General features: G+C 70.1%; 4 protein-coding genes. All 4 read right to left on the bottom strand.

Annotated features, from left to right (window positions below):
* On the bottom strand, positions 1-421 hold a 421-nt coding region (locus H0488_RS22630), incomplete at its 3' end, for an RNA polymerase sigma factor (protein ID WP_183101452.1).
* 161 nt (positions 422-582) lie between these two features.
* Complete coding sequence (locus H0488_RS22625) at positions 583-1,065, bottom strand: glutathione peroxidase (protein ID WP_183101451.1); 483 nt, start codon at positions 1,063-1,065, stop codon at positions 583-585.
* Positions 1,065-1,730 carry a hypothetical protein gene (locus tag H0488_RS22620; RefSeq protein WP_183101450.1) on the bottom strand — a complete coding sequence of 222 codons (666 nt, stop codon included), beginning with the start codon at positions 1,728-1,730 and terminating at the stop codon, positions 1,065-1,067. The genes H0488_RS22625 and H0488_RS22620 overlap by 1 nt, the downstream gene beginning before the upstream one ends.
* Entirely contained in the window at positions 1,720-2,802 is a 1,083-nt protein-coding gene (locus H0488_RS22615) for a GSCFA domain-containing protein (protein ID WP_183101449.1), read from the bottom strand. Before H0488_RS22615 ends, H0488_RS22620 begins: the two co-directional genes overlap by 11 nt.
* Between the last annotated feature and the right edge of the window lie 197 nt (positions 2,803-2,999).

The raw sequence follows: 2,999 nt of genomic DNA, 5'->3' as shown, positions 1-2,999 counted from the left end.
CCACGCGCAGCCCCGCCCGCAGCCGGTGCAGCCGAGCCGCCACCGAACCAGGGGTGGCACCGAGCCGGGCGGCCAGGACGCCGACCGTCGTGTTGTCCGCCTCGTGCCCGACCACCAGCGCTCGGTCGTCCGGACTCAGCCGGTCGAGGACCCGGGCCATCGCGTCACGGTCCTCGGCGACGAGGAGGGCGTCGTCGGGGCGGGCGCCCTCGCCGGCGTCGTGCATCCGCGGCAGCGACCGGTGCAGTCGCTCCCGATCGCGCCACAGGCGAGCCACCAGGTGCCGGGCCGTCGTGATCGCGTACGCCTCCGCGGTCCGCGGGTCGACCCGGTCGCCCGCCTCGATCAGCCGCACGAGCGTCTCCTGGACCAGGTCGTCGACGTTGGCGCGCGGCACGCGCGCACCGACCACCCTGCGCACGACCGGGGCCAACGACCGCACGTCGACGGTCCCCGGGCAGGCTTCGCCCGCACTCCCTCTTCCTGACACGACTTTCGCTCCCTCTCCCCATGCCTCGGCTCAGAGGTACCCACCGATGGGCAAAGGTGACGCCGCAAGTCGAAATGGCGTCGGGAGAACGGTCAGCCGGCGAGCGCCCGCTCGATGTCGGGACGGAGCTTGCCGGGCTTCGTGGTCGATCCGTAGCGGCTGACCACCGAGCCGTCGCGACCGACCAGGAACTTGGTGAAGTTCCACTTGATCGCGCCGCCGAGCTTGCCGCTCCGTTCGCTCTTCAGCCAGTCGAAGAGCGGGTGGGCGTCGGGTCCGTTGACGTCGATCTTGCTGAACATCGGGAAGGTGACGCCGTAGTTCTGCTCGCAGAACTCCTGGATCTCCGCCTCGTCGCCGGGCTCCTGGTGTCCGAACTGGTCGCACGGGAAGCCGAGCACGGCGAAGCCCTGGTCGGCGTAGCTGTCGTGGAGCCGCTGCAGGCCGGCGTACTGCGGGGTGAAGCCGCACTTCGAGGCCGTGTTGACGACGAGGACGACCGAGCCGGCGTACGACGCGAGGTCGACCTCGGAGCCGTCGATGCTGGTCGCCTTGAAGTCGTGGAAGGTCGTCATCAGGCCATCACTCCGATGCCGGCGTCGTCCAGGAACCTGTCGAGCACCATCGCCGACCACACGTCGCTGGCGTGGGTCTGGTCGTTCTCGCGCTCGGTGAAGAACTCCGGCCGCAGCCGGCCGGCCTCGTCCGTCGTCTCGGGCCGGACGTCGACGAGGGAGACCCCCATCTCGACCAGCATCCCGGACAGCAGCCGCTCCAGCCGCAGGGCCAGCGCCATCCACGGCTCGGGGAAGCGCTGCGGCGAGTAGACGGCGTAGACGTCGCAGCCCTCCTCGACGGCAGCGCGGTAGAACTTCACGGTGCCGGGCTTGTAGTCCTCGATCGCCTGCCGGAGCACGTTGTCGCTCAGTGCGGAGTGGTCGAGGCCGCGCGGGCGGTAGAACCCGTGGTGCAGCTCCTGGGCGATGCGCTGGGTGTTGAAGCCGACGGTCGAGAGGATCGGCAGGCCGGCCTTGAAGAGACCGGTGAAACCGGCCGCCTGCGGCCCGTCGACGCGCGGGAGGAAGTCGCCGTCCTCGACGTCGAAGAAGTCGCCGTCGAGGGTGATCCCGTTCGAGAGCGGGCCGCCGAGGAACGGGATTCCGCGGCTCCGGGCGACCCGGCCGATGCCTGCGGAGTTGCTGTCGCCGATCAGCGCGAACCGGTGGTCGTCAGTGGGCATTGTAGTACTCCAGGATCTCGTCCTCGCAGACCACGTCGTCCGCGGTCTCCTCCTCGGTGGGGACCCGGCGAGGAGGCGCGGTGGGGGTCTGCTGCTGGTCCTCGGTGTGCACCTCGACCCCGACCGACCTCAGGCCGGCGAAGAACTGCGACATCACGTGCGCGACCCCTTCGGGCCGCACCGACCGCAGGTTGGGCTCGAAGAACCTGCCCTGGTAGGGGACGGCGGTGATGATCTCGTAGGACGGGAAGTAGTCGACGTTCGGGAAGGCGTTCGCGAGGTCGCCGGCGACCGCGCGGAGCGTGGACTTGGAGTACGTCGTCGCAGCGAGGACGTGCTGGCCGGACGCGGTCGCCGTCAGCGGGACGGGCGACACCGTCAGCAGGAAGCGGATCGCCGGGTTGACCACCTTGGCCATCTCGATCACGTCGGCCATCGCCGCGTAGACCTCGGGGTAGGTGTCGTTGGCGAAGACGTGGCGGGCGGCGTCGAACTCGCCACCGATCGTGCCGGGGCAGTTGGAGTAGACCAGGCCGGTCTCGGAGTTGCGCCAGCTCTCGGTGAGGCCGAGCGTGAAGACGAAGACGTCGGAGGAGACCAGCGCCTCGCGGATCGCCGCCAGGGTCACCGCGCGGGCACCGTGCATCTCCTCCACCGACGAGAACCCACCGGGCTCGATCTGCGGACGCAGCGGGTCGAAGACCCGGCCGTCGCGCTCCCAGTGCTCGGAGTCGGGGACCTCTTCCTCCAGCGCCCACCGGACCCACTGCCGCAGCAACGTCGTCGTGTAGATGTTGCCGGTCCGGAACGAGAACACGCCGTAGTTGAACGTCTTGGCCGACTCCGGGCTCAGCACCGGTGGCGCCGGCTCGCAGTCCATCCAGCGGAAGCCGTGGTTCTGCATCGCGCGGCTGATGTGCTGGGCGAAGCACGATCCCGAGGTCGCGGTCTGGTCCGTCATGGTGATCGGGAACTTCGGCTGCCACAGCCCGGTGATGTCCAAGGCGTCGGGGTCGGCAACGGCGGTCCGCCAGTAGGCCGTCGCCGGCAGGTCCTGGTACGGGTTCTTCATGGCCCCCCCTTGAGAGATGTCGGTCGCAAGGCTAACCGGTCCACGGGACGCCCCACGCTGCGCCGTACGCGGTCTCCTCGAGGGGCCGGCGCACCCGCACCCGGTGCTCCCGTTGCTGGTCGCGCTCCGGCACCTCAGCCGGGTTGCCGCGGACGCCGACGGCGATCCCGGCGAGGAGCCGCCAGTACGGCGGGAAG

The sequence above is a fragment of the Nocardioides pelophilus genome (genome assembly GCF_014180685.1).
Taxonomy (GTDB): Bacteria; Actinomycetota; Actinomycetes; order Propionibacteriales; family Nocardioidaceae; genus Nocardioides; species Nocardioides pelophilus.
The sequence above is the reverse complement of the archived record's forward strand: the minus strand, read 5'-3'. Positions and strand labels throughout refer to the sequence as shown.